The organism is Dyella sp. SG609, assembly GCF_012275375.1.
Taxonomy (GTDB): Bacteria; Pseudomonadota; Gammaproteobacteria; order Xanthomonadales; family Rhodanobacteraceae; genus Dyella_D; species Dyella_D marensis.
This window is the reverse complement of sequence record NZ_JAAZQJ010000014.1, coordinates 109,446-129,526: the sequence shown is the minus strand read 5'-3', so window position 1 is coordinate 129,526 and position 20,081 is coordinate 109,446. Positions and strand designations below refer to the sequence as shown.

Here is a 20,081-nt window from a genome sequence, read left to right as displayed (position 1 = left end):
GAGCGGGTGGTGGTGACGCCCGGGGCCTTGTTCGACACGGGCCGTGCGGTGATCCAGACCTTGATCCCGGGCACCAACGATCCGTGCAACGCGAGTATCCAGGGCGCGCTGATGGTGGTGAACGCGGCGACGGGCGGCGCGAACGGCGGCCTGTCGGCGCCGGGCGTGTCGGGCTGGAATGGCACGGGCAAGTACGTGGTGGGCGGCCGGGTGAACGACCCGCGCACCACCGGCACGGTGCCGCTGGTGACGACGGTGGGCGGCGGCAGTGTGCTGGTGCCGGGCCTGAAGCTCACCGGCAGCAACAACGTCCTCAATATCAACGACGCCGTCTGGCGCCGCCGTTCCTGGCGAGGGATTACGCAATGATCGAGACACTGAAGCGGCTGCGCGAGCGCAATACGCGTGGCTTCACCCTGATCGAGCTGATGGTGGTGGTGGCGATCATCGCCATCCTCGCCGCCTTCGCGGTGCCGAACTACCTGCGCTACGGCATCCGCGCACGGCGCTCGGATGGACAGAACCTGCTGCTGCGCGTGGCGACCGCGCAGGAGCGCTACTACTCGACCAACAACCGCTATGGCAGCCTGAGCGATATCGGCTTCACCAACACGGCGTCGGACAAGGGCTACTACACCGTCGCCGTGACGCCGGCGGCGCCGGCCACCACGTTCACCGCCACGGCCACGCCGGTGAGCGGCGGGCCGCAGGCCAAGGACGACTGCAAAGCGCTGAACATCAACAATTACGGAGTGAAAGGCGCCACCGGCTCCACCACCAACGGCAAGTGCTGGTGACCGCCATGACACGACAGGGGAACAAGGGCTTCAGCCTGGTCGAACTGATGGTGGCGCTGGCGGTGGCGGCGATCCTGCTGGTGGCGGCCGGGCCGAGCTTCCGCGATGCGATCCGGCGCAACAAGGTCAGTTCCGCCAGCAATGCCCTGCTGGCCGATATCGCTTATGCGCGCAGCGAGGCGATCAACCGCGGCAACGTGGTGTCGATCTGCCCGAGCTCGGACCAGGCCAGCTGCACCTCGAACGGCAAGGCCTATGAAAGCGGCTGGCTGATCTATACCTACCAGCCCGGCAAGGGCGTGGCGACCACGGCCTACAGCGCGACGTCCGGCGCGATCAAGCTGCGCGCTTCCGATGCGCGCGACAGCGTGTCGATCCAGGCGCTGGACAGCGTGATCCTGAGCTTCGGCTCGCAGGGCCAGGTGCGCCGCAGCGACAATAAGCAGCCGAAGTTCGCCACCTGCTTCCGCGCCGCGAACGATACCGGCACGGGTACCAGTACCACCGCGGTGCCGGGCGCGCAGCTTACGGTGAATGCTTCGGGCAGCACGACCTCGCAGTCGCTGGGCGTGCAGACCACCTGCGTGCCGAGCTGAGAACTCGTCTGAGCGGCGCCGCCATGGCGCCGCTCAGGTTTCGCTCCATTGGCGCAGCAGGTTGTGATAGATGCCGGTGAGCGAGAGCAGGGTGGCGCGGTCGGTGCCGGGGCTGGCGGTGAGCGACTGGATCGCCACGTCCAGATCGAACAGCAGGCGGCGCCGGCCGTCATCGCGCACCAGGCTCTGGACCCAGAAGAACGCCGCCAGGCGCGCGCCGCGCGTCACCGGACGCACTTCGTGCAGGCTGCTGGACGGATAGAGCAATAAATCGCCCGCGGGCAGTTTCGCCTCGTGCTCGCCATAAGTGTCGTTGACGACCAGTTCGCCGCCGTCGTATTCGTCCGGCTCGGCCAGGAACAGCGTGCAGGAGAGATCGCTGCGCAGCTGCCCGCCGCCGGGCAGCGCCATCACCGCGCCGTCGACGTGATAGCCGTAATGCCCGCCGCCTTCGTAGCGGTTGAAGCGCGGCGCCAGCGTGCGCAGCGGCAGCGCGGCGGCGTGATAGAGCGGGTGCTGCGCGAGTGCGTCGAGGATCAGGCGACCCAGTGCTTCGCGCACCGGCGAGGCTTCCGGCAACTGCAGGTTGCGCTTGACCTGGGCGCCTTGCGCGCCGACGGTCTGGCGGCCGTCGGTCCAGTCGGCGTGATCCAGTTCGGCGCGGACGTGTCGAAGCTGTTCCGGCGTCAGTACGTTGGGGACATGCAGCAACATGCCAGTCCTCGCGAGGTTTGGGCCCCTCTCCCTCCGGGAGAGGGGTTGGGGTGAGGGTACGGGCGGAGTGGAGCGTTGCGCTCCGACCGTACCCTCGTCCGGCTGCCGCCACCTTCTCCCGAAGGGGAGAAGGATTCCACATCGGAGATTGGCGGAGTTACGTCAGAAGCGCACGTTGGCCGTGAGCATAGCCGAACGCGGTGCGCCGGGCGTGTAGCGGTAGCCGCTCTTGTTGATGGCCGAGACGTATTCCTTGTCGAACAGGTTGTACACGTTCAATTGCAGGTCGACGTGCTTGTTGACCGGGTAGGTGGCCACCGCGTCGAACACCCAGTACGACCTGGTATACGCCGGCGTGCCGATCGCACCGTCGGTGCCGCGCTTGAGCTGGTCGTTGTAGCGCGCGCCGCCGCCGACGGTCAGGCCGAACGGCAAGGTGTAGGTGGTCCACGCGGTGAAGGCGGACTTCGGCGTGTACGCCAGATCCGAACTGCCGTCGCTGGTGACTACGCTGCCGCTGAGCACCTTGCTGTCCATCACCGTGTAGCCCGCGCTGACCGCCCAGTGCTCGGTAAGCTTGCCTACCGCGCTGAGCTCCACGCCCTGCACGCGCTTCTTGCCGGTCTGGTAGTACTGCAGGTCGGTCGGATCCTGCACCACGTCGTTGTTGATCTCGGTGCGATAGATGGCGCCGGTCAGCATCAGGCGGCTGTCGTAGAACTCCCACTTGGTGCCCACTTCGGCGGTCCTGGCCTTCTGCGGATTGAAGTTGGGATTGTCGGCGCTGTTGGCCGAACTGCTGAGCGTGAGCGTGCTGCCGCCCGGCGGCTGCTGCGAGATCGCGTAGTTGGCATACACGCTGCCGTTGGCGGCCGGCTTGTACAGCACGCCAACCTTCCAGTTGGTGAGGTTGCCGCTCTTGCGCGCATCCAGGCCCGGCACCGCCGAGTTGGCGGGCAGGGCGCCGCACACGGGCGCGTTGCGCGTACCGCAGGTGACGGCGCTGTCGAAATCGGTCTTGTAGTGGTCCAGGCGCACGCCGGCGTTGACCTGCCACTGCTCGTTGAACTTCAGCGTGTCGAACACATAGGCCGAGTAGGTGTCGGTCTTGCCGTGCGTGTAGGTGCCGTTGCGGAACCACTGCATGCCCGACACGTGCGGGTTGGGGCGGTACACGCTGGCCGCGGGCCAGGTGTTGAGCAGCGAGACGATGCCGGTGGTGTTCGCTTCCTCGCGGGTCAGTTCGACGCCGGAGCTCAGGTTGTGCGTGATGCCGCCGGTCTGGAAGTTGGCGGTGAAGTTGAACTGGTCGGTGAGGATCTTGTTGGTCTGATCCTTGAACGTCGGGTTGCTGCGCGCGACGGTCCAGGTCGACGGATCGTTCGGGTTCGGCGTGAGCAGGTTGGCCGCGGTGGCCATGTACGAGGTCAGCAGGTAATCCTGCCTGGTGCGGCCCCAGCGCAGGGTGTTGTGCAGGGCCAGGTCGTCGCTGATGTCGTGCTCGACGCGCACGGTGAAGAGGTCGGCCTTGACGTGGTCGTGGTCGGCGTCGGTGCCGTAGAAGTTCGACGGATCGACCGGGCGCGCGTTGGCCAGCCACGGACGCTTGGGATCCGGGCTGCTGTAGCCGGGCAGGCCGATGGTGGAGACGCCGCCGTCGGGGATGTTGTTCTGCTTGACGTGCAGGTAGTCGATGTACACGCGCGTGGCGGTGCCCAGGCCGAAGGCCAGCGAGGGCGCGACGCCCCAGCGGTTGTTTTCCACCTCGTCGCGGCCCGGCACGCCGCTGTTCTGCGCCATCAGGTTGAGGCGGAACGCGCTGCTCGCGCCGAGCACCTGGTTCCAGTCGGCGGTGGCGCGCTTGCGGTCGGAACTGCCGTAGGCGACCTGGCCGGAGACGGCGTTCTGCAGCAGCGGCTGCTTGGTCACCAGATTGATCGCGCCGGTCGGTGCGGTGCGGCCGTAGTCGGTGCCGGCGGGGCCTTTGGTCACTTCCACCTGTTCGATATTGAAGATGTCGCGCGAGATGCTGCCGGTGTCGCGCACGCCGTCCACGAAGATGCTGTTGGACGTGTCGAAGCCGCGCATGTAGATGCCGTCGCCGGTGGTGGTGCTGCCGTTCTCGCCGGCATAGAAGGTGCCCACGCCGGGGGTGTTGCGCAGCGCCTCGGTAAGCGTGGTGGCGCCCTGCTGCAGGAACAGGTCCTTGGTGATCACCGAGATGGTCTGGGTGGTGTCGAGCAGGGGCTGGGTGAACTTGGGGGAGTCCACTTTGTCGGCCACGTAGTCGCTGCCGCGCGTCGCTTCCACGTTCACCGCCGATAGGCTCTTGGCCTTGGACTGCGGATCCGCGGCGGTGTCGTCACCAGCCATGGCAGGCGACGCCAGCGCCAGGCCGGTCAGCAGCGCGGCGGTGGCCGCGGCGAGCTGGCCGGGCTGCAGCCGGGCGGTGGAGGCGGGGTGCTTGCGGCTTTTGATGTAGGCCATGGGGCTTCCAGATGCATCGATAAGGAGCGCGGCAGGCGATGCGCGCGTGCGCCCATGCCGCCGCGGCAATCGCGCGGCAGGGGCAGCAGGAGTTGTCGGTCACGGCATTGCCGGCGGATCCCCTGGGTCGGCCGTGATCTTCACATCGTATTTTTAATGAGAATGATTTGCAATCATTCCGTTCAGGGGCAGGCCGCCCGGCCGGGGCCGATGCCGCCGCGGCGTACACTTCCGGCTCCCCCTCGCAGGTCCGTGTCTCAGCGGACCACCGCTTCATGGAGACTTATGCGATGCGCATTCTGGTAGTCGGCGCCGGCGCCACCGGCGGCTATTTCGGTGGACGCCTGCTGGAAAGCGGGCAGGACGTGAGCTTCCTGGTCCGCCCCGCGCGCGCCCAGGCGCTGGCCGCGCACGGCCTGGCCATCCGCAGCGCGCTCGGCGACGCCACGCTGCGCGCGCCCACCGTCACCGCCGGCGAACTGCGCGGGCCTTACGACCTGGTCCTGCTCAGCTGCAAGGCCTACCACCTGCCGCAGGTGATCGCCGACGTCGCGCCGGCGGTGGGCGAGGGCACGGCGATCCTGCCGCTGCTCAACGGCATGCGCCATCTGGATACGCTGGACGCGCGCTTCGGCGCCGCGCGCGTGCTGGGCGGCCTGTGCGTGATCGCCGCGACGCTGGGCCAGGACGGCGAGATCCGCCACCTCAACCGCTCGCACAGCCTCACCTTCGGCGAACGCGACGGCTCGCGCTCGGCACGGGTGGAGCGCATCGCGCAGGCGATGGAAGGCGTGAAGTTCGACGCGCGGCTCAGCAGCGAAGTGCTGCAGGACATGTGGGACAAATGGGTCTTCCTCGCCTCCCTCGCCGGCATCACCTGCCTGATGCGCGCACCGGTCGGCGACATCGTCGCCGCGCCGGGCGGCTTGGAAGCCACGCTGGCGATGCTGGAAGACTGCCGCCGTGTCGCCTCCGACCACGGTCACGCTCCCGCCGAAAACGTACTGGCGAAAGCACGCGGCGTGCTCACCGAAGAAGGCTCGACACTCAGCGCCTCGATGATGCGCGACCTCGAACAGGGCGGTCCGGTCGAAGCCGATCACGTGATCGGCGATCTGATCGCCCGCGCGGCGCCGGGCACTGCGCTGCCGCTGCTGCGCATGGCGTATGCGCACTTGAAGGCTTACGAGAACCGCTGCGCCCGCACGGCTTAAAGCTCGTCATCCCGGCGCAGGCCTCGCTACTGGATCCCGGCCTGCGCCGGGATGACGGCAAAAAGAAAAAGCGCCGCACTCGCGCGCGGCGCTTTTCTTTTGCATCGATCTGCCGCGACTCACGCCGCGGCCACCTCACTTACCAGATCTTCACCTGCTTCTCGCCATCCCGCACCATCGCATCGCCCGGCTTGCACTGGAACGCCTTGGCGAAGGCTTCCATGTTCGACGGTGCGCCGATCGCGCGCAGCGAGACCGGTGCGTGCGGGTCGGTGTTGAGCGACAGCAGCGCCTGCTTCTCGCGGGCGTGGCCGCGCCACACGCGGGCCCAGTTGAGGAAGAAGCGCTGGTCCGGCGTATAGCCTTCGATCTTCTGCTCGGCCGAACCCGGCGTCTTGGACAGCACGCTCTGCAGCGCGTCGTAGGCCACGTTCATGCCGCCCAGGTCCGCGATGTTCTCGCCCAGGGTCAGCTTGCCGTTGACGTGCGCGTCCGGCTTGTCCTTGATCGGCGTGTAGTCGTTGAACTGCTGCACCAGCTTGTCGGTGCGCGCGTCGAACTTGGCGCGGTCGTCCTTGGTCCACCAGTTTTCCTGGTTGCCGGCGCCGTCGAACTGGCTGCCTTCGTCGTCGAAGCCATGGCTGGCCTCGTGGCCGATCACGGCGCCGATGCCGCCGTAGTTGATGGCGTCGTCGGCGCTGGCGTCGAAGAACGGCGGCTGCAGGATCGCGGCCGGGAAGTTGATGGTGTTGTCGGTGGGGTTGTAGTACGCGTTCACCGTCTGCGGCGTCATGCCCCACTCCTTGCGGTCAGTGGGCTTGCCGATCTTGGCGATGTCGTAGTCGTAGTTGAACTTCGAGGCGGCTTCCACGTTGGCGTAGAAGTTGTCGCCGCTGATGTTCAGGCCCGACCAGTCACGCCACTTGTCCGGGTAGCCGATCTTGGGCAGGAAGGTGTTCCACTTGGCGATGGCCTTTTCCTTGGTGGCATCGCTCATCCAGTCCAGCTTCTCGATGCGCGCCTTCAGCGCATTGCGCACGTTGTCGACCAGCTCCTGCGCACGCTCCTTGGCTTCGGGCTTGAACACCTTGGCCACGTACAGCTGGCCCAGCGCTTCGCCCATCGAGCCGTTCACCGCGCCCAGCACGCGCTTCCAGCGCGGCTTCTGCTGCGGCTGGCCGGCCAGGGTCTTGCCGTAGAAGTCGAACTTGTTGTCCTGGAAGCTCTTGCTCAGGTACGGCGAGGCGTCGCTGATGGTGTGGAAGCGCAGGTACGCCTGCCACTGTTCCAGCGGCGCGGCGGCCAGCAGCTTGTCGAACTCGGCGAAGAACTTCGGCTGCGACAGCGAGAAGCCCTTGTCGACGGTCACGCCCTGGGCGCTGAAGAACTTCTCCCAGCTGAAGTGCGGGGTGACCTTGTCGGCCTCCTTCACGCTGACGAAGTGGTACTGGTTCTTCGGATCGCGTTCTTCCACCGGCGCCAGCGAAGCCTTGGCCAGCTCGGTCTCGAACTTCAGCACGTCGTCGGCCTGCTTCTTGGCGTCGGCTTCGGCGGTGCCGGTCAGCTGCAGCGCCTGGGCGATGTGGGCCACGTAGGCGTCGCGGATTTCCTTGTACTTCGGATCGAGGTAGTAATCCTTGGTCGGCAGGCCCAGGCCGCCCTGGTTGGCGTAGCCGATCTGCATGTCGGCATGCTTGAAGTCCGCGCCGGAGCCGAACTGGAACACCTGGCCGTCGCCTTCGGCGTAGCTCTTGGTGATGTAGTCGGCCACGTCCGCGCCGCTCTTCAGCGCGCCGATGGCGTCGAGCTTGGGCTTGATCGGCTCGAAGCCGGCCTTCTCGATCGCGTCCTCGTTCATGCCCGACTGGTACAGCAGGCCGATCTTCTGCTCGATCGAGCCGGCCTGCGCCTGCGCGGCGCCCTTGGCGGCGGCGTCGACGATGTCGTGCTGGGTGTTGAGGCTGTTCTCGCTCAGCTGGTCGAAGGCGCCCCAGCGGGTGCGGTCTTCGGGAATCGGGTTGGCGGCGACCCACTTGGCGTTGACGAAGCCGTTGAAGTCCTGGCACGCATTGATGCCGGTATCCAGCTCGCTGACGTCGAAGGGGCTCTTCTTGGCGGCCGGCGCGGCGGCGGTGGTCGCGGCCGGGGCCGGCGCGCTGCCGGCGGCTGCGGGGGCGTTCTGCTCGGCCTCGTGCTTGCCGCAGGCGGACAGCGTCAGGGCCAGGCTCACCGCAAGGGCGAGCGGCTTCAGGTACGGCTTGGTCATGGATCTCCCTCTCATACGAATGGCGCCCCCGCGGGGCGAAAAGTGCTGGTGCGGCCGGTACCGCGGGTATCCCCTGTCACGGCCGCGACCTTCGACGACCTTCGACCCTAGGCCAAAGGTCACGGGGCGGCACAGTGTCAAAGGTCAGGGGCGGGGGATGGCGGCGGGCTGCGTTGGGCCCGCCGCAAGGGCTTACGGCGCCAGGCCCTGCAGGGTGGCGGCGTCGATCCGGTAGACCGGGTAGGCGCCCACGTCCTGGGCCGCGTACCAGGGCGAGCGCTCGAAGAAATAGAACAGCCGCTGCGAGGGGCTGGCGGCGAAGGCGGCGTCTTCGTGCAGCTTTTGCTCGAACGCGGCCTTCAGCGCCGGGTCCTTGGCCATCATGTCGCGCGCCAGCTTCTCCAGCACGCGCGGCTCGCCGTATTCCTTCGGCTCGAACACCGCATTAAGAAAGCCCCAGCGCAGCAGCGAATCCGGCGCCTGCGGCTCCAGCAGCTCGATCGCCACGTTGGCCGCGCGCTGGTCCATCGGCACGATCACCGAGCCGGCCGGCAGCTCCACCTCGCGTACCGTGCTGGACTGGGTGAAGTCGCGCAGCATCAGATGGCCTTCGAACGGCTTGGACGCCCACTGCGGCTTGTCCAGCCGATACGCCTGCACCTTGAGCTTCTGCGGCCTGGCCAGGCGGCGATAGGCGATGCCGTGCGCGTCGAGCTTGTCGATCGCCTGCGTCCACTGCGCGGGAATCACATATGCGGCCGGGGGCGCGACGGACGCATCCGGCAGCAGGCCGTTCCAGTTCTGGACATCGTACGTGCGCGGCTTCGACGGGTCGTAGCGGATCCACTCGCTGTTCGACACGTCGCTGTGCGCGAGGCTGAATTCATAGCCCTTGAACTTGAACGGCGTCGACGCCGGATCGTCCTTGAACGTCAACGCCACCTGCGCCCGCGCATCACGCGCCCGCGCCACCACGGCTTCGTCCGCCTTGCGGTTGATCGCGAGCAGGTTCGCCGCATCCGCGCCGGCGTGCTGCAGCATCAGGGCGACCAGGTCGTAGGTGCCGCGCACGCGCACCTCGTAGCTTTTCAGCATATGCGTCTCCACCAGCAGGGCCGGGCGGTTCTGCAGCGCCGCGTAGCCGGTGGAGAAGCGCGGGCCGGAACCGAAGTTGACGATGCCCTTGCGCGGATCGCGGCCGTCCTTGAATTCCAGGTAGATCGAGGCGAGATGGTCGCGCTTCTCGTAGGCCGGAATCACCTTGTCGTTGAGCAGATGCTGCTGCCATGCGCTGACGCCGGCATCGAGCTTGTGCGGGTCTTCCAGATACCAGGTCAGGTCGTACTGGTAATCCGCACCGTCGGTGGTGTGGATGTCCATCAGCAGGTCCGGCTGCCAGCGCTGCCACAGCTTCAGCCAGTCGCGCATCTCCGGCGCGTCGGCCTTGACGTAGTCGCGGTTGAGGTTGAGGTACTGCGACTGGCCGCGGAAGCCCATGCTGTCCGGGCCGTTCTGGTTGATGCGGTGATAGGGGCTGGAATTCTCGTGCCCGTCCACGCTGAACACTGGGATGAACACCAGCACCACGTGATCGAGCAGATGCGGCAGCTTGCCGCTCACGGCAAAGTCGCGCAGCAGCATCAGGCCGGCGTCCTTGCCCTCGATCTCGCCAGGGTGGATGCCGGCCTGCACCAGCACCACCGGCTTGCCGGACCGGTGCGCCGCTTCCGGCGTGAACGTGCCGTCGCCGCTGGCGATCACCACCGTCATCGGGCGGCCCTGCGGCGAGGTGCCGAAGCTTTCCACCTTCAACTTGCCCGGCGCCGCATCGGCCAGCTTGTGCAGATAGGCCACCGTGTCGGCATAGCTCGGCGTGGTGCGGAAATGCGCGGCCTCGGCGGGCGTGGTCCAGTCGGCGGCCTGGGCATGGCCCGCGGCGGCGGCGAGCAGGGCGGCGAGCAGCAGTCGGTTCATGCGTGGTCCTGTCAGGCGCGGGGCTGGCGTTGCGTCAGCGTGGCGGGCGAGGCGGGCAGGGTGTCGGGTGCCACCGCGCCGCCGGAGATGATGAAGGCCATGGCCTGGTCCATGGTCCAGTCGGTGGGGGTGAGTTCGTCCACCGGCACCACTTCCAGATAGCCGCCGGTGGGGTTGGGCGTGGTGGGGATGTACACCGCGGCCATCTCGCGGCCGGTGCCTTCCTCGATCATCACGCGGGTGACGAAGCCCACCACCTTCATGCCCTGGCGCGGGAAATCGATCAGCACCACGCGCTGCACGCCCGACGGCTTCTGCTGCAGCACCGCCATCAGTTTCTTGGTGCCGCCGTAGATGGTCTGCACCAGCGGGATGCGCGCCAGCAAACCGTCGAAGGCCTCCAGCAGGCGCTGGCCGATCACCCGGTTGGCCAGCCAGCCGAGCAGGTACAGCGCCAGCACGGTCAGCACCAGGGCCAGCACGAACAGCAGCCAGCCGCGGTTGAGCGAGGTGCCCAGCGCGGGCGAGGCCTGCCCCACCGCGCCGACCAGGGCGCCGACCACCGGCGTGCCGATCCCGGCCAGCAGGCCGAGCACGAACTTGAACACCAGCCAGGTCACCCACAGCGGGATAAACGTGAGCAGGCCGGTCAGCAAATAGCGTTTGATGCGCAGTCGCCGCATGGGGCGGACCCTCGGAAGGCGGGGAAGCGGGCATTGTAGGGGGCGGGGGCGGCCGGCCGGGCGTGACGTTCGGCCCTTTCGCCGTGCACTGTGATTTTTTGGGAGGCCCTGCGAATCATCAAAGGGAGACCAGGGGAAACAAGCATGGGCAGCAGGCCGGACCAGCGCGGATTCGAACAGCGGTTGCAGGAGCACCGGCGGCTGATCGCCAAGGTGGCGAGCGTCTACGCCGCCGGCGCGGAAGACCGGCGCGACCTGGAACAGGAAATCTGCGTGCAGCTGTGGCGCGCCTGGCCCGGCTACGACGAAAGCCGCGCGCGCTTTTCCACCTGGATGTACCGCATCGCGCTCAACGTGGCGATCTCGCAGCTGCGCCGCGGCGGCGCGGCGCAGGCGGGCCAGCTCGAACCGCTGCAGCCGCACCACCTGGACACCATCGGCGCGGAAGCCGCGCCGGAACGCGACGAGCGCCTGGTCGCGCTGTACGCCTTCATCGGCCAGCTCGAACCGCTCAACCGCGCGCTGATCCTGCTGTACCTGGAAGACCGCAGCCATGCCGAGATCGCCGAGGTGCTCGGCATCAGCGCCACCAATGTCGCGACCAAGCTCGGTCGCATCAAGCAGACACTTCGCGACCGCATGGTCGCCGCGGAGGCATGACGATGGAACTGGATGAACTCAAGCAGAGCTGGCAGGCGCTGGACCGCCGCATGGCGCAGCAGCACGCCTTGACCCTGCAGCTGCAGCGCGAAAGCCGGCTGGAAAAAATGCGCCACGGCCTGCGCCCGCTGTGGGCGGGGCAGATCGTGCAGATCGTGGCTGGCGCGCTGCTCAGCGTGGTCGCCGGCCATTTCTGGTTCGAGCACCGGCCATATCCGCACCTGCTGTTCTGCGGCGTGCTGGTGCATCTGTACGGCGTGCTGATGATCGTGTTCGCGGCGCGCAACCTGCACCTGGTCAAGCAGATCGATTACGCGGCGCCGGTACTGGACATCCAGCGGCGGCTGGCGGAACTGCGTGCATGGAAGACCAGGGTCGAGGCGCCGGTCTTCCTGGTCACCGGCTGCTTCGTGTGGATTCCCGCGCTGCTGATGCTGTTCGCCGGCCTGGGCGCGGACGTGTGGAAGCTGCATCCGGACGTGGTGCTGTGGCTGTGCGCGAGCGGCGTGGCCAGCCTGCTGCTGGTGTGGCTGGGGATGCAGGCGATCAAGCGCATCTGGGGCGCGCGGGTGCTGGAGCGCGAAGCGGCCGGCTACAGCGTGCGCCGCGCGGAAGCGGTGCTGGACGAAGTGCGCCGCTTCCAGGAAGGCGATTGAGGCGTAGGTTGGGGTGAGCCGCAGGCGAACCCCAACACCGCCCCATTCGAGTGCAGCGCAACGTTGGGGTTCGCCTGCGGCTCACCCCAACCTACGCAACTACGCCGTCTCGCGGGCGCGGGGCTTGAGGCGCACGTACAGCTGCTTGCGTACCTTCGCCACTACCTCGCCGCCCGCGGTTTTCACGTCCGTTTCGAACCAGCGCAGCACCTTCTCGCCATTGGCCGCGGCGGCGCGGAGCTCGTCCAGCACCGCCGGCTCCAGCTTGAAATCCGCATAGACGTCCTCGCGCCCCGGCGCCACGAAATCGATGGCGCCGGCCTTGTCCCACACGAAGTACTCGCCGCCCAGCTGGTGCATCACCAGCAGCATCCAGAACGGATCGGTCATGGAAAACAGATTGCCGCCGAACTGGGTGCGCACGTAGTTGCGGTTCCATGGCCGCAGCCGCAGCACCACCCGCGCTTCCGAGTAATCCTCCGCCACGTGCTGCACGCGGATGCTGTTGAACAGGAACGGCGGCCAGAGATTCATCAGGCGGCGGAAGGTGGAGGCGCGCATCGGGCGTCTTCATGGGCCAGGAAAGGGAAACGCAGTCTACATACGTTTGCGTATGGTTGCCTGCTCAAGGCCCATCGGGCGGCTCCCGGACGCCGATCTCCAGATAGCTGTCAACCGCCCAGCGGATGCGCAGCGGCTCCTTCGCATCGGCGATCGATTCGGCGCTGACGTCGCCGCCGGTGCCGTAGTTGATCTGGATCCGGGCCTGCTTGGGCACGCCGACCACGGCCACGATCCGGCTGCCGGCCGCAAGCCGCCGCGCGGTGAGCATCTGGCTGGTGAAGGCTAGCGTCCGCGCCTTGCCCGGCTGCAGCAGCTGCCGGTGGCTGCGGTCCTGCATATAGCTGGCGCGGCCCAGATACGAAGCCAGGTCGAGGTAGCGCCCATCCGCGGTCAGCTCGTAGAAATTCACCGCCAGGTCGAAGTCGCGCTTGTTGATCATGGTTTCGAAGTGGCCGTCGAACAGGCCGTCCACTTCCAGCGGCGCCTTCAGCGCTTCGGTTTCGAACACCAGGGCGTTGCGCGTATCCGGCATGCCAGGCGCCGGCCGGAAATCCACGTCGCGGCGATCGGCGAAATCGACGGTCAGCACCGGCGGCGCCTGCTTGCCCGCGGTATCGCCGAAGCGCAGATGGCCCGCGCTGCCGGCGCCGGTCAGATACAGCCGCCGACGCCCGGTCGCCATCTCCGCCAGCGTCGATACATGCCGCCAGCGGTTCGCACCCATCACCTCGAAATTGATCCTGCCGCTCAGCACGGCGGGCAGCGGCGCGCCGCGAAACACATGGTCGAACCACTGCAGCCGCACTTCCTGCAGGTCGATCATCGCGGCCCGATCCACGCGGTAGCCGTCAATCTCGGGCAGCACGCCGGTCTGCATGGCGATGTGGTGATAAGGGCCGACCAGCAGGCGGTGATCGGCGGAGGGACGGTATTTGTAGTGCTCCTGCAGGTAGTACAGCGCGCCGACCATGCCGCCGTCGTAATAGCCGGTCTCGACGAACACCGGGATATCGATGTCGGCGAATTCCTGGCCATACGGAATCAGCCGCTGCCAGTAAGCGTCGTAGGACGGATGCTGCAGCCACTCGTCGAAGATCGGATTGGGCTTGCCGTCGATCTTGTCCAGGTCGCGATACGGCCGCCCGCCGGCGTACCACGCCCGCTGCAGCCGGGCCCAGCGTTCGCGGTCGCCGTAGGTGGCGTCGTCGAGTTCCTTGTCGTCGGTGGTGTAGAACGGCCAGGGGTAGATAAAGCTCTGGAACACATTGCCCTGCATCGGCGTATCGATGCCCGGCGCATTGGTGGCATGCGTGGCCATCGCCTTCAGCGCGGGCGGCCGGTACTTGGCCGCGGCCCACTGGGTGAAGCCGTTATAGCTGCCGCTGAACATGCCCACGCGGCCATCGCTCCACGGCTGGCGCGCCAGCCAGGCGATCACCGTGGCCGCGTCTTCGCCATCGTGCAGGTAGGGAACGACGGGCCCGCCGCTGCGGCCCTTGCCGCGTGTGTAGGCCACCACGCCGGCATAGCCGTGCGCGGCCATCTTCTTCGCATCGGCCAGGCTCCAGCGGTCGCGGGCATAGATGGTGAAGTTGAGCAGGGCGGTCAGCTTCGCCGGTGCGTTGCGCGGGCGCACGATCAGCGCGGCGATCTGCGCGCCGTCCGGGGTGGGGATCAGCACCTGGTCGTCGATCAGAAAGGGCTGTCCCGCGTCGGCGCGGGCGCCGGCCGAGGCGGCGGATGGCGGCTGTGCCGCGTGGGCGGAAAGGGCGAGACAGCTGGCCAGCAGCCAGCGCAGGGCGGATTTCATGCGGTCCTCGATTCCGTGGGGGAACGGGCCGGAGGATCGCCACCCGCGCTTGCCGCGGCGGAAAAATTCGGCGAACGGACACGGCGGCGCGGCGAACCGCAGCCGCCGGCGGGTCAAATCACGCGGTCGCGCAGCAGCCGGGCGCCGTCGCGGCTGGTGGAGACGGTCTGGCCGTTCTCCAGGTGCAGCAGCAGGCGTCCGCCGCCGGCCGGTTCGGCGCTGGCGATGTAGTGGGTGTTGACGATCCAGGAGCGGTGCACGCGCGCGAACTTGGCCGGGTCGAGCGAGCGGGCGAACTCCGCCAGCGTCACCCGCACCAGGTGCTTGCCGGTGAGCGTGCGCACTTCGGCGTAGTCGTCGGCGCCGCCGATGCTCACCACGGTGTCGAGATCGAGCGGGCGCAGCTCGTCGCCGATGCGCACGAAATAGCGGGAAGGTGCGGCGTCCGTGCTGTCGGCGGGAACGGCATCGACCGCCGCGGGCGCGGGGTCCGCCACCGCCGGTGCCGCCTTATGCATGGCCTGCAGGTGCGAAATCGCCGCGATCAGCGCGTAAGTCGTCACGTTCTCCAGCGTCTGCCACGCCACGGCGCCGGCCTTGAACGGCCGGATCACGAAGCCTTCGGGGCTGGCGCCGACGAACAGGCCCAGCAGCATGATCAGCAGCCAGTACGACAAGGTGGCGAAGGCCGCGCACAGCAGCAGATGCGCACCCAGCTGCAGCGCCACCGGCCGGCCGACCAGCCAGCGCAGCACGATGTGCCGCACCGCCAGGCCGAAGATCACCACGGGGATGGTGTTGGCCAGCCCGCCGAGCAGGCTGCCGGCCAGGTCGGTGCCCAGCGCCAGCCGGATCGTGACCGTATAGGCCGCGAAGATGCCGGCTACCGCCAGCAGGTCGAAGCTGCGCTGTTTCATCCCCGTCCGTCCCCCGCGGCCGACTGCTCAGAACAGCAGCGAGGCCATCCGCCGGCGGTATTTGCCGACCAGTTCGGCGTCGTCGAGCGTGGCGAAGGCGGCCAGCAGGCGCTTCCTGGCCATGCCGTCGTTCCAGTCGCGGGCTTTTTCCAGGACGGCCAGGAACTGCTCCAGGCCGGCCGCGGCGTCGCCATCCAGCAGCAGGCGCACGCCGAGCAGGTCGCGCGCCTGCCAGTCGGCGGGGTCGGCCTGCACGCGCTGCTGCAGTTCGTTCTGCGCCGGCGCGCCCTGCAGGGCGCGGGCCAGGTCCAGCTGGCTGCGCAGGCGCACGGCGCGCGTGTCGGTGGCCAGGTTGGCCGGCAGGGCGGTCAGTTCGGCTTCGGCGGCGTCGGCCTGGCCGGCCTTCATCAGGGCCAGGGCGAGGTCGAGCTTGAGTTCGGAGTTGTCTGATTCTGCGATCTCGCCGCGCAGGCGTTCGATCGCCTGCTCCGGCGTTTCGGCCGGGGCCAGTTCGGCCTCTTCGTCCTCGCTTTCGCGCGGCTGCAGGTGGCGTTCCAGGAATTCGCGCAGCTGGCCTTCGGGCAGGGCGCCGGCGAAGCCGTCGACGATCTGGCCGTCCTTCACCAGGATCACCGTAGGAATGCTGCGCACGCCGAACATGCCGGCCAGCTGCTGGTTCTTGTCCACGTCGATCTTGGCCAGGCGGAACGCGCCGTTGAAGGCGGTGGCGAGTTTTTCCAGCAGCGGACCCAGGGTCTTGCAGGGGCCGCACCAGGTCGCCCAGAAGTCGATCAGGATCGGCGTCGTCAGCGAGGCCTGCAGCACCTCGGCTTCGAAGTTGTCCTGGTCGACGTCGAACACGTGGGTGGGGGCGTCGCTGGTCACGGCTGAAGCTCCGGGGGCAAGGGAATCGGAATCAGATCAGGGCGGCGCGGTGCATATCAAGTGGCGGGCTGGCACAGCCGGGCGGGCGCTGAATGGCCTGATCGCCGGGTGGCCGCGGCCTGCGCGGATTTGAGAGAATCCTTGGGATGACGAGCCGGACCTGACCTGAAGGACCTCCGTGGCCGAAAGCCCACCGCTGCTGATCTGCGAGCATTGCGACACCGTGTATCGGCGGCGCGAGCTGTGCTGCGGCGAGGTCGCGCGCTGCCAGCGCTGCGACGCCATCCTGGAGCGGCACCACCGCCTGGGCGTGGGCGGCATGTTCGCCCTGGTGGTCACGGCGATGCTGGTCTTCGTGCAGGCCAATGTGTGGCCCATCGTCACCCTGGGACTCGGCGGGACGATGATCAGCACCACGCTGTGGGGCGCCATCGTGATGATGTGGCGCGAGCATTCGCAGGTGGTCTCGGTGCTGGCCGCCGCCACGCTGTTCTTCTTTCCGCTGTGCAAGATGCTGCTGCTGGGCTGGGTGCTGTACTTCGCCCGGCAAGGACGCCGCGCGCCGGGTTTCCGGCTGGCCATGGTGGCGCTGTACCGGCTGGGACCGTGGACCATGAGCGAGGTGTTCGTGCTCGGCGCGCTGGTGGCGATCGTCAAGGCGCGGCTGTATTTCGACGTGATCCTCAACCCGGGCATCTTCGCCTACGCCGGGCTCACCCTGCTGATCACCGTCTTCGCCAGCATCGACCTGCGCCGCCTGTGGGACCTGGTGCCGGAGCATCACGCATGAGCGCCGACCTGCCGCGCGCCGGCGAACTGGGCCTGATCGGCTGCCACGTCTGCGGGCTGGTCTGCCGCGACACCGGCGTGGAGGGTGCGCATTGCCCGCGCTGCCACTCGGCGCTGCACCGGCGCAAGCAGGCCAGCTACACCCGCACGCTGGCGCTGCTGCTGGCCGCCTTCATGCTGTACATCCCCGCCAACGTGCTGCCGATCATGCGCACCGCCAGCGTGGGCGACATCGACGACAACACCATCCTCAGCGGCGTGGTCGAGCTGTGGGTGAAAGGTTCGCCGGACCTCGCGGTGATCGTGTTCACCGCCAGCATCATGGTGCCGATGCTGAAGTTCCTGGCGCTGGGCCTGCTGCTGTGGAGTTCGCGCCGCGCCACGCCGTGGGCGCGGCGGCAGCGCGCCAAGCTCTATCGGCTGGTGGAGCTGATCGGCTACTGGTCGATGCTGGACGTGTTCGTGGTGGCGCTGCTCACGGCGCTGGTGCAGTTCGGTGTGCTGAGCCTGGTGGAACCCTTGCCGGGCGTGGTGTTCTTCGGCCTCACGGTGATCCTCACCATGTTCGCCTCGATGAGTTTCGACCCCAGGCTGATCTGGGATGGCAGGGAATCCGATGACTGAGCAAGCCACGCCCGAACAACCCGGCTCTCCCGGCAGCGACTTGCCGGAGCCGGTGGTCCACAAGCCGCGCATCAATGCCTCCTTCGTGTGGCTGATCCCGGTGCTGGCCGCGCTGGTCGGCCTGTCGCTGGTGATCAATGCGTGGATGCAGGCCGGCCCCAAGATCAGCATCAGCTTCCAGAGCGCCGAAGGCCTGGATCCAGGCAAGACGCCGGTGAAGTACAAGAATGTGGTGATCGGCCGCGTCACTTCGGTGACCTTGTCCAAGGACCGCAGCCACGTCACCGCCAAGGTCTCGCTGGAAAAGAGCGCCGAGGGTTTCGCCACCGACGGCACGCGCTTCTGGGTGGTGCGCCCGCGCATCGGTCTGGGCGGCGTGTCCGGCATCGATACGCTGCTGTCCGGCGCCTTCATCGGCGCGGACGTGGGCGAGTCGAAGGAATCGCGCGACGAATTCACCGGCCTGGAAGAACCGCCCGCGGTCACCCACGGCGCGCCCGGCAAGACCTTCAAGCTGCACACCGACGACCTCGGTTCGCTGGATATCGGCTCGCCGGTGTACTACCGCCGCATCCAGGTCGGCCGCGTGGTCACCTACCAGCTGGACAAGGACGGCAAGGGCGTGAGCCTGCAGATCTTCGTCGACGGGCCGAACGACGAATTCGTCAGCAAGTCCACGCGCTTCTGGAACGCCAGCGGCGTGGACGTGTCGATCGGCGCCGACGGCGTCAAGCTCAATACGCAATCGCTGGCCACCGTACTGGCCGGCGGCGTGGCGTTCGGCGCGCCGCTGGGTCCGCACGACGAGACGCCGGCGGAACAGAACGCCGAGTTCCGCCTGTTCGGCGACCAGGCCACCGCGATGGCGCCGCCGGACGGCGAGCCGCGCTATATCCGCATGCGCTTCGACCAGTCGCTGCGCGGGCTGAAGGTGGACGCGCCGGTGGAATTCCTCGGCGTGCCGTTCGGCCGCGTGGTGTCGATCAACCTCGATTTCGACGAGAAGACCCAGACCTTCCCGGTGATCGTCGGCGCGGTGGTGTATCCGCAGCGCCTGGGCCGCGCGCACGACAAGCTGGTGGCGCTGGCCAAGGCGCGCGGCGACGACGCGCAGCTGTCGCAGATGATGGGCCGGCTGATCGAACATGGCCTGCGCGCGCAGGCGCGCAGCGGCAACCTGCTGACCGGCCAGCTGTACATCGCGCTGGACTTCGTGCCGAAGGCGGACAAGGTGCCGTACGACCCGACCATGAAGCCGCTGGAGATTCCCACCGTGCCGGGCAGCTTCGACAAGCTGCAGGAGCAGATGGCGGAGATCGTCGACAAGATCCAGAAGATCCCGTTCGACAGCATCGGCCAGAACGCCAACGCCATCCTGGCCGAGCTCAATCGCACGCTGAAGAAGGTCAACGACGACGTGCTGCCGGAATTCAAGAGCACCCTGCAGGGCGCGCAGCAGACCCTGGGCAACGCCAACAACGCGCTGTCGGCGGATTCCCCGCTGCAGCAGAACCTCGGCGGCACCGTGCAGGAGATGCAGCGCACGGTGCGCTCGCTGCGCGTGCTCACCGACTACCTCGGCGCGCATCCGGACGCGCTGCTGCGCGGACGCCGCGCGGACGCCCCGCCGGAACGCGACGCGCCGGCTTCGACGCAGCCATCCCTTATGAAAGACGGGAGCAAGCCATGATCCGCACCGGATATCTCCTCGCCATCCTGGGCGGCGCGTTGGCCCTGGCCGCCTGCGGCGGCTCGGCGCCGGTGCGCTACTACACGCTGGTGCCGGCGGCGGATGCCTACGTGGGCACGGCCACGCAATCCACCATTACGCCCGCCCCTGCGCCGTTCCAGTTCGAACTGCTGCCGGTGGGCGTGCCGGCCCAGGTCGACCAGCCGCAGCTGGTGGTGCGCCAGGGCGGGCAGGGCGTGGCGGTGCTGGACGGCGAGCGCTGGATCGCCCCGCTGGGCGACGAGGTGCGCGGCGCGCTGTCGGCGGATCTCGCGCGCCAGCTGCATACCCAGGACATCAGCGGCCTGCCGGCGGGAAGCCGGCCGGTGCTGCGCATCAAGGTGGACCTGCGCCGCTTCGATTCCGTGCCGGGCGCGTACGCGCTGCTGGACGCGGCGTGGAGCGTGCGCCCGCTCAAGGGCGGCGCGGCGCTGTCCTGCACCAGCCGCGTGCAGGAAAGCGTGGGCCAGGGCTACGCGGCCCTGGTGCAGGGCCACCAGCGGGCGCTGGACGGGCTGGCCGCGCAGATCGCCACCGCCGCGCAGGCGCTGGCCGCCGGCCAGGCCGGCGCCTGTCCGGCCGGCTGAGCGCGGCATGGCCGGCGGGCGGGTTCGCGCCCGTTCCCCGGTCCCCGGGCACCGCCTCATCTGCTAGTCTGCCGCGTTCACCCGCAGCCGCCGGCGGACTCCGGCTCAAGCTGCCGTAAACGAGTTCAG

General features: G+C 68.0%; 19 protein-coding genes. 10 read left to right on the top strand and 9 right to left on the bottom strand.

Annotated features, from left to right (window positions below):
- The 3 genes from FHW85_RS20245 to FHW85_RS20235 form a co-directional block, all read left to right on the top strand.
- On the top strand, positions 1–369 hold a 369-nt coding region (locus FHW85_RS20245; RefSeq protein ID WP_168649471.1), incomplete at its 5' end, for a hypothetical protein.
- Positions 366–797 carry a type IV pilin protein gene (locus tag FHW85_RS22525; protein ID WP_168649470.1) on the top strand — a complete coding sequence of 144 codons (432 nt, stop codon included), beginning with the start codon at positions 366–368 and terminating at the stop codon, positions 795–797. The genes FHW85_RS20245 and FHW85_RS22525, both read left to right, overlap by 4 nt.
- Positions 798–802: 5 nt before the next feature.
- On the top strand, positions 803–1,393 hold the full coding sequence (locus tag FHW85_RS20235) for a GspH/FimT family pseudopilin (RefSeq protein WP_167258780.1): 591 nt from the start codon (positions 803–805) through the stop codon (positions 1,391–1,393).
- A 33-nt stretch (positions 1,394–1,426) separates the two neighbouring features.
- Here the strand turns inward: FHW85_RS20235 and FHW85_RS20230 are convergent, their stop codons facing one another.
- Positions 1,427–2,107 carry a Fe2+-dependent dioxygenase gene (locus FHW85_RS20230; protein WP_168649469.1) on the bottom strand — a complete coding sequence of 227 codons (681 nt, stop codon included), beginning with the start codon at positions 2,105–2,107 and terminating at the stop codon, positions 1,427–1,429.
- 162 nt (positions 2,108–2,269) lie between these two features.
- Entirely contained in the window at positions 2,270–4,594 is a 2,325-nt protein-coding gene (locus FHW85_RS20225; protein WP_168649468.1) for a catecholate siderophore receptor Fiu, read from the bottom strand.
- Positions 4,595–4,884: 290 nt separating this feature from the next.
- On the opposite strand from FHW85_RS20225, the gene panE reads away from it, so the two are divergent.
- The gene (panE, locus tag FHW85_RS20220) at positions 4,885–5,808 is read left to right on the top strand and encodes a 2-dehydropantoate 2-reductase (protein ID WP_168649467.1); all 924 of its coding nucleotides are present in this window, start codon (positions 4,885–4,887) and stop codon (positions 5,806–5,808) included.
- Positions 5,809–5,947: 139 nt separating this feature from the next.
- Here panE and FHW85_RS20215 read toward each other — a convergent pair whose 3' ends face one another.
- The 3 genes from FHW85_RS20215 to FHW85_RS20205 form a co-directional block, all read right to left on the bottom strand.
- Positions 5,948–8,074, bottom strand: a complete 2,127-nt coding sequence (locus tag FHW85_RS20215) for a M13 family metallopeptidase (protein ID WP_168649466.1) — start codon at positions 8,072–8,074, stop codon at positions 5,948–5,950.
- Between the two features lie 192 nt (positions 8,075–8,266).
- Positions 8,267–10,048 carry a M14 family metallopeptidase gene (locus tag FHW85_RS20210; protein WP_168649465.1) on the bottom strand — a complete coding sequence of 594 codons (1,782 nt, stop codon included), beginning with the start codon at positions 10,046–10,048 and terminating at the stop codon, positions 8,267–8,269.
- A gap of 11 nt (positions 10,049–10,059) precedes the next feature.
- Entirely contained in the window at positions 10,060–10,731 is a 672-nt protein-coding gene (locus FHW85_RS20205) for a DUF502 domain-containing protein (RefSeq protein WP_168649464.1), read from the bottom strand.
- 144 nt (positions 10,732–10,875) lie between these two features.
- Here FHW85_RS20205 and FHW85_RS20200 point away from each other — a divergent pair, with 144 nt between their 5' ends.
- Positions 10,876–11,391, top strand: a complete 516-nt coding sequence (locus FHW85_RS20200; protein WP_168649463.1) for a sigma-70 family RNA polymerase sigma factor — start codon at positions 10,876–10,878, stop codon at positions 11,389–11,391.
- Positions 11,392–11,393: 2 nt separating this feature from the next.
- The gene (locus FHW85_RS20195; RefSeq protein ID WP_168649462.1) at positions 11,394–12,047 is read left to right on the top strand and encodes a hypothetical protein; all 654 of its coding nucleotides are present in this window, start codon (positions 11,394–11,396) and stop codon (positions 12,045–12,047) included.
- A gap of 99 nt (positions 12,048–12,146) precedes the next feature.
- Here the strand turns inward: FHW85_RS20195 and FHW85_RS20190 are convergent, their stop codons facing one another.
- The 4 genes from FHW85_RS20190 to trxA form a co-directional block, all read right to left on the bottom strand.
- The gene (locus FHW85_RS20190) at positions 12,147–12,608 is read right to left on the bottom strand and encodes a DUF4442 domain-containing protein (RefSeq protein ID WP_167258759.1); all 462 of its coding nucleotides are present in this window, start codon (positions 12,606–12,608) and stop codon (positions 12,147–12,149) included.
- A 64-nt stretch (positions 12,609–12,672) separates the two neighbouring features.
- A complete protein-coding gene (locus FHW85_RS20185; protein ID WP_168649461.1) occupies positions 12,673–14,421 on the bottom strand; it encodes a CocE/NonD family hydrolase in 1,749 nt (582 codons plus the stop codon).
- A gap of 113 nt (positions 14,422–14,534) precedes the next feature.
- Entirely contained in the window at positions 14,535–15,338 is an 804-nt protein-coding gene (locus FHW85_RS20180) for a LytTR family DNA-binding domain-containing protein (RefSeq protein ID WP_168649460.1), read from the bottom strand.
- Positions 15,339–15,365: 27 nt separating this feature from the next.
- Positions 15,366–16,223 (bottom strand): thioredoxin, encoded by an 858-nt coding sequence (trxA, locus tag FHW85_RS20175; protein WP_168649459.1) that lies wholly within the window; start codon positions 16,221–16,223, stop codon positions 15,366–15,368.
- Between the two features lie 178 nt (positions 16,224–16,401).
- On the opposite strand from trxA, the gene FHW85_RS20170 reads away from it, so the two are divergent.
- Genes FHW85_RS20170 through FHW85_RS20155 form a run of 4 tightly spaced genes read left to right on the top strand, consistent with a single transcriptional unit; the run spans position 16,402 to position 19,952 of the window.
- Positions 16,402–17,013, top strand: a complete 612-nt coding sequence (locus FHW85_RS20170; RefSeq protein ID WP_167258751.1) for a paraquat-inducible protein A — start codon at positions 16,402–16,404, stop codon at positions 17,011–17,013.
- Positions 17,010–17,636 carry a paraquat-inducible protein A gene (locus FHW85_RS20165; RefSeq protein WP_168649458.1) on the top strand — a complete coding sequence of 209 codons (627 nt, stop codon included), beginning with the start codon at positions 17,010–17,012 and terminating at the stop codon, positions 17,634–17,636. Before FHW85_RS20170 ends, FHW85_RS20165 begins: the two co-directional genes overlap by 4 nt.
- Positions 17,629–19,326: an MlaD family protein gene (locus FHW85_RS20160; RefSeq protein WP_168649457.1), complete on the top strand. Its 1,698-nt coding sequence runs from the start codon at positions 17,629–17,631 to the stop codon at positions 19,324–19,326. Before FHW85_RS20165 ends, FHW85_RS20160 begins: the two co-directional genes overlap by 8 nt.
- A complete protein-coding gene (locus FHW85_RS20155; protein WP_168649456.1) occupies positions 19,323–19,952 on the top strand; it encodes a PqiC family protein in 630 nt (209 codons plus the stop codon). The genes FHW85_RS20160 and FHW85_RS20155 overlap by 4 nt, the downstream gene beginning before the upstream one ends.
- Positions 19,953–20,081: the final 129 nt, after the last annotated feature.

What these genes read in the sequence shown, in the direction of transcription:
- FHW85_RS20200 (WP_168649463.1), top strand. Translation starts at nt 10,876, where the DNA reads ATGGGCAGCAGGCCGGACCAGCGCGGATTCGAACAGCGGTTGCAGGAG.
- FHW85_RS20190 (WP_167258759.1), bottom strand. Translation starts at nt 12,608, where the DNA reads ATGCGCGCCTCCACCTTCCGCCGCCTGATGAATCTCTGGCCGCCGTTC.
- FHW85_RS20230 (WP_168649469.1), bottom strand. Translation starts at nt 2,107, where the DNA reads ATGTTGCTGCATGTCCCCAACGTACTGACGCCGGAACAGCTTCGACAC.
- panE (WP_168649467.1), top strand. Translation starts at nt 4,885, where the DNA reads ATGCGCATTCTGGTAGTCGGCGCCGGCGCCACCGGCGGCTATTTCGGT.
- FHW85_RS20185 (WP_168649461.1), bottom strand. Translation starts at nt 14,421, where the DNA reads ATGAAATCCGCCCTGCGCTGGCTGCTGGCCAGCTGTCTCGCCCTTTCC.
- FHW85_RS20210 (WP_168649465.1), bottom strand. Translation starts at nt 10,048, where the DNA reads ATGAACCGACTGCTGCTCGCCGCCCTGCTCGCCGCCGCCGCGGGCCAT.
- FHW85_RS22525 (WP_168649470.1), top strand. Translation starts at nt 366, where the DNA reads ATGATCGAGACACTGAAGCGGCTGCGCGAGCGCAATACGCGTGGCTTC.
- FHW85_RS20225 (WP_168649468.1), bottom strand. Translation starts at nt 4,594, where the DNA reads ATGGCCTACATCAAAAGCCGCAAGCACCCCGCCTCCACCGCCCGGCTG.
- FHW85_RS20205 (WP_168649464.1), bottom strand. Translation starts at nt 10,731, where the DNA reads ATGCGGCGACTGCGCATCAAACGCTATTTGCTGACCGGCCTGCTCACG.
- FHW85_RS20215 (WP_168649466.1), bottom strand. Translation starts at nt 8,074, where the DNA reads ATGACCAAGCCGTACCTGAAGCCGCTCGCCCTTGCGGTGAGCCTGGCC.
- FHW85_RS20155 (WP_168649456.1), top strand. Translation starts at nt 19,323, where the DNA reads ATGATCCGCACCGGATATCTCCTCGCCATCCTGGGCGGCGCGTTGGCC.
- FHW85_RS20165 (WP_168649458.1), top strand. Translation starts at nt 17,010, where the DNA reads ATGAGCGCCGACCTGCCGCGCGCCGGCGAACTGGGCCTGATCGGCTGC.
- FHW85_RS20160 (WP_168649457.1), top strand. Translation starts at nt 17,629, where the DNA reads ATGACTGAGCAAGCCACGCCCGAACAACCCGGCTCTCCCGGCAGCGAC.
- FHW85_RS20180 (WP_168649460.1), bottom strand. Translation starts at nt 15,338, where the DNA reads ATGAAACAGCGCAGCTTCGACCTGCTGGCGGTAGCCGGCATCTTCGCG.
- FHW85_RS20195 (WP_168649462.1), top strand. Translation starts at nt 11,394, where the DNA reads ATGGAACTGGATGAACTCAAGCAGAGCTGGCAGGCGCTGGACCGCCGC.
- FHW85_RS20235 (WP_167258780.1), top strand. Translation starts at nt 803, where the DNA reads ATGACACGACAGGGGAACAAGGGCTTCAGCCTGGTCGAACTGATGGTG.